This window comes from Endozoicomonas sp. ONNA2 (assembly GCF_024606365.1).
GTDB lineage: Bacteria > Pseudomonadota > Gammaproteobacteria > Pseudomonadales > Endozoicomonadaceae > Endozoicomonas.
This window is the reverse complement of sequence record NZ_JAHHPO010000367.1, coordinates 1-4,627: the sequence shown is the minus strand read 5'-3', so window position 1 is coordinate 4,627 and position 4,627 is coordinate 1. Positions and strand designations below refer to the sequence as shown.

The window sequence follows — 4,627 nt, the reverse complement described above, 5'->3', positions numbered from 1 at the left end:
CGACGTTTATTATAGCAGCTGATTCATGACGTACGATCAGTGGTAATCAGGTAACATTTAATGCTTCGATAAATTTTGATATTCAGATTCGCTAATTTGCTTGTATCCAAGCCTTTTAAACAATGAGTGCGATGCTAGGTTGCCAGGTAGAACAGTGGCTATAAAATTAAATTCGGGATAAATTTTGCGCATCAGTTTTAAACCCGCTTCAGCAATTCCAAGCCTGTAACATTCAGGGGCTACCAGTATTGATATTTCATAATTATCGCTTCCATCTACAGGATCGAACCTTAGCATTCCTACTTCTTTGCCCTCTATAATCATAAAGTGCAGAAAGCAATCTGGTTGATTTAATTTATTTAAGTACCAAGTCTGATGCTCATCCCAGGTAGGTGCTTTAGGATTTCTTGAAAATCGTCGAGTTTCCGGTGCTGTTTGCCAGTGAAAGAGTTTTCCCATTTCTTTCATTGTGCCAGCATGAAATTTAAGAGTTTTTCCGTCACGGATGTGTTCATTTAGTAAGTGCATAAGAACTCGTTTAACACCAAGTCCATCTGTTACGTTTCTTGCTGACTCTGAGATTTCTGCATGTTTTTCTAAACAGTTTTCAATAGTCTTTTTCAGTTCTGAAGTATTACTCACTTCGGATAGTGGGAACGGTAAAATCGCATTGTTTTTTGCTAGGCCTTGTAATACTTTCTTCTGATTATTTGCCATACATATTGTTATTGTAGGTAGACCTAGGGCACAACGTTCCCAGCTTGTTGTCCCAGCTGCACCTATAGCTATATCTGATTCAATCATCAGTTGACAAATTTGGTCTGTGGCTATGTGTAGCTCTGTCTGGAATGGTAGTAATTGACATTGCTTTTCTAGCTTTTGAGCGTGTGGGTTATTTGCTCCTATAACCAAAATGACTCGCAGTTCATTTGCTGTGTAAAGCTCTGAAAGGCTTTCTAGTATTTGACTGCTCACGTTGTTTTGATCAGATCCCCCAAGGGAGATTAAAATACATGGTGGAGCACTTATAGTTTTTCGCTTTGGCAGGGATTTCTTCCGGAAAAGATAGAATTCTGGTCGTAAAAGAGCATAGCGCGAACCTACTAGCAGCGAGGTTTCAGTATTGCACATCCAAGGAATGTAATCTCCCTCCTGCCTTTCATATGTTTGATCAATTATTATGTCAGCATCAATTTTACGATTTGCTAAATCATCTATTGCGATAATGTTCTTGCAAATTTTTCTAATTTTTTTTTGCCAGTGATTATCTAAGCTATAGTGGTCAACGATTAATAGATCGACCTCTTTTATATTTGAGTCTTTAATTGCTTTTTCAGTAAGTTTTGCATCTTCAACCCAATCGCCACCTAGCCAAGTCTGATAACTCTCTCGATGGATATTTTCATCTTGATTGACTGGGAGTAACGTTAATCTAAAGTTCTTCTGTCTTATCAAAGGGCCAAGGTGGCCATGGTGCTCACGGCATATAAAGTGGCATAAATACCCAGCTTTTTTTAGCGCATCGGCCAATGTCAGGCATCGATATACATGGCCTGTTCCTATTTCTATTGATGCATCAACCCTGAAAACAACGTTCAAACAATAGCTCCTTGTTTCTCCAATATCTGGTACATAACTTCGGCTCTTAACCAGTCGTCTTCAGTATCGATATCCTGTGCCCTAAATCTCGGTATTTCAACAATGCTTGATTGAGCTTTAAAGATTGGCAGATTCTCTGCCCATGCTGATGCTGTACCCCAATAGAACTGGCCTACATCATGCCAGGCTTCGGTCAGATCTTGAGATCGTGTTAGAAAATGTTCAGGTTGGAACATACTGACTCGTCCAGCATCATCCAGTTTGATTGCTCTTTGAATGGGAAATGGAAAGGTTGTTGCAGCAAATACGAAATCATTGGTGTTCTGCTTTATCAATGCTTCACCTTTCTTTAAGTCTGAAGCGGATATGAACGGAGCTGTTGCGTATATACAACACACATATCCCACGTTATCTCCCTTCGATTGTAGCCACTCAATAGAGTGTTTTACGACTGCGCCTGTGCCAGTGTAATCATCTGATAGGCTTTCAGGTCTGATAAAGGGTGTATCAGCACCCCATTCTTTGGATATGTCTGCTATTTCATTATCATCGGTTGAGACAATAACTCGGTCAAAGCACTCTGATTTTAGTGCTGCTTCAATTGACCAGGCGATCATCGGTTTACCATAAAATAGCTTGATATTTTTTCGTGGGATTCGCTTGCTTCCACCCCGGGCAGGAATAATGGCAATATTCATTGGCCAAGAATTTCTGTTAATGCATTAACAACCTGATCCTGCTGCTCATGGGTCATGGTATGAAACATTGGCAGTGAAATCGCTACTTTATAGTACTGTTCTGCTTCGGGAAAATCCCCAACCCTGAAACCAAGGTTTTGATAGTAAGGCTGTGTATGAACCGGAATGTAATGCAGGTTAACGCCAATCCCTTTTTCATGCAGTTGTCTGAATACCTCTGCATGGCTTTTATTGATATTATCCAACTGCAGACGAATCACATAGAGGTGTAATCCCGAGTATGTATTGGGCAGTTGATAGGGTAGTGTTAAGGGTAAATTAGCCAGTTGTGTGTTATATCGCTCAGCTAATTTATGTCGCTTTGCTACAAATTCGTCCAGTCGTTGTATCTGAGATATTCCCAATGCTGCCTGTAGCTCTGTCATACGGTAGTTGTAGCCCAGCTCTATCTGCTGGTAATACCAGCCGCCATGGGAGAGTTCTGTCATTAATGACTGATCGCGGGTTATGCCGTGGCTGCGGTATAACGACATTTTCTGTGCCAGATCATCATTATTGGTCAGTGCTGCACCGCCTTCTGCGGTCGTGATGATTTTTACCGGATGAAAACTGAACACAGTAATATCAGAGTATTGGCAGTTACCAACAGGTGCTCCCTGATATTTTCCACCAATTGCGTGGGAAGCATCTTCTATTATCTTAACCCCATATTCTCGGGCCAGGTTATATATCGCTTCCATCTCACATGGCTGGCCACACAGGTGTACAGGCACCAGTATTTTGGGAAGTTTACCCTGTTCTTTGGCCACAGCCAGTTTGTCGGCTAATGCTTTTGGGCAGAGGTTGTAGGTTTTTGGATCTATATCCACAAAATCTATCTGTGCACCACAGTAGAGCCCACAGTTGGCAGAAGCCACGAAGGTTATTGGACTTGTCCAGAGCCAGTCACCCGGGCCCAGCCCGAGGGCCAGGCAGGCAATATGCAGGGCAGATGTGGCACTGTTGGCGACTAGTGCGTGTTTGGCACCGGTATGCGCCATAAGGGCCTGCTCAAAAGCAGGCACCTGAGGCCCCTGTGTCAGAAAGTCTGACTGCAGGGTTTGCACAACAGCATCAATGTCTTGCTGGGTTATTTCCTGTCGACCGTAGGGAATCATGCCATATCTGCCATGCGGTTAAACTCAATGATTTCCGATATGTCCAAGAAGTGCTCATTTTTACCGGAGTGGTATTCGTAGCCTTGTTGAACTGATTTGCCTTTTTCATTCAACGCATTCGTGTGGTAGTCGTTGTCACTATCTACGAAATTAATAGTTGGGGCTATGACATAGTGATCTTCAAACTCAATGGTCAGGTGAGAGTCGTCAGCAGGGCACATGATCTCATGGAGTTTTTCTCCCGGGCGGATACCGGTAATTTTTTGATCCAGTTCTGGAGCCATGGCTTTTGCCAAGTCAACAATTTTTACTGAAGGAATTTTTGGTACAAAAATTTCACCGCCTTTCATGCGATCGAAATTTTTCAGTACAAAGTCTACACCCTGTTGCAGAGTGATCCAGAAGCGTGTCATTTCCTGGTGGGTGATTGGAAGGTAGGGTGAACCATCCTGAATTAGCTTCTTGAAGAACGGTACTACAGAGCCTCTTGAACCAACTACGTTGCCGTATCGAACAACGGCAAAGCGGGTTTCATGGCCTCCGGCCATATTGTTAGCTGCAACAAACAGTTTGTCGGATGCCAGTTTGGTTGCACCATAGAGGTTTATTGGGTTTGCGGCTTTGTCTGTAGACAGGGCAATTACTTTGGTTACGTTGTTGTCCAATGCAGCGTGGATAACATTTTCAGCACCGTGGATATTGGTTTTTATGCATTCCATCGGATTGTATTCTGCAGCAGGCACTTGCTTGAGTGCTGCGGCATGAATGACATAGTCAATACCGCGCATGGCCTGGGTCAGGCGATCACGGTCTCTAATATCACCAATAAAGTAGCGCATGCAGGGATGATTAAATTCCGGCTGCATGTCAAATTGCTTCAGTTCATCCCTGGAGTAAATTACGATTCTTTGAGGATTGTATCTTTCCAAGATGGTTTTGGCGTAGAGTTTACCGAAAGAGCCTGTTCCACCAGTGATCAACACGGATTGATTATTGAACATTAAGTTTCAACCTCTGAATAGATATGACTAGCTTTAAATGAAATTTTGTCGGTGAGTCGGGGTTGGTTGTTAGGGCCGCTAAAATGGGGACATTCTATAAATTGGCATAAATGCTTGATTGCTATTTGTCTCTCGCCTTGTTACGCCAGCCAACCCTCCCCCCTCCATGAGT

At 42.9% G+C, this 4,627-nt stretch carries 4 protein-coding genes; all 4 read right to left on the bottom strand.

Annotated features, from left to right (window positions below; translation table 11 throughout):
* Positions 1-57: 57 nt before the first annotated feature.
* Genes pseG through pseB form a run of 4 tightly spaced genes read right to left on the bottom strand, consistent with a single transcriptional unit; the run spans position 58 to position 4,455 of the window.
* On the bottom strand, positions 58-1,599 hold the full coding sequence (gene pseG, locus KDK14_RS06665) for a UDP-2,4-diacetamido-2,4,6-trideoxy-beta-L-altropyranose hydrolase (protein ID WP_257264246.1): 1,542 nt from the start codon (positions 1,597-1,599) through the stop codon (positions 58-60).
* The gene (gene pseF / locus KDK14_RS06660; RefSeq protein ID WP_257264245.1) at positions 1,596-2,297 is read right to left on the bottom strand and encodes a pseudaminic acid cytidylyltransferase; all 702 of its coding nucleotides are present in this window, start codon (positions 2,295-2,297) and stop codon (positions 1,596-1,598) included. Before pseF ends, pseG begins: the two co-directional genes overlap by 4 nt.
* Positions 2,294-3,454 carry a UDP-4-amino-4,6-dideoxy-N-acetyl-beta-L-altrosamine transaminase gene (pseC, locus tag KDK14_RS06655; protein ID WP_257264244.1) on the bottom strand — a complete coding sequence of 387 codons (1,161 nt, stop codon included), beginning with the start codon at positions 3,452-3,454 and terminating at the stop codon, positions 2,294-2,296. Before pseC ends, pseF begins: the two co-directional genes overlap by 4 nt.
* Complete coding sequence (gene pseB / locus KDK14_RS06650) at positions 3,451-4,455, bottom strand: UDP-N-acetylglucosamine 4,6-dehydratase (inverting) (protein WP_257264243.1); 1,005 nt, start codon at positions 4,453-4,455, stop codon at positions 3,451-3,453. The genes pseC and pseB overlap by 4 nt, the downstream gene beginning before the upstream one ends.
* Between the last annotated feature and the right edge of the window lie 172 nt (positions 4,456-4,627).

What these genes read in the sequence shown, in the direction of transcription:
- pseF (WP_257264245.1), bottom strand. Translation starts at nt 2,297, where the DNA reads ATGAATATTGCCATTATTCCTGCCCGGGGTGGAAGCAAGCGAATCCCA.
- pseC (WP_257264244.1), bottom strand. Translation starts at nt 3,454, where the DNA reads ATGATTCCCTACGGTCGACAGGAAATAACCCAGCAAGACATTGATGCT.
- pseB (WP_257264243.1), bottom strand. Translation starts at nt 4,455, where the DNA reads ATGTTCAATAATCAATCCGTGTTGATCACTGGTGGAACAGGCTCTTTC.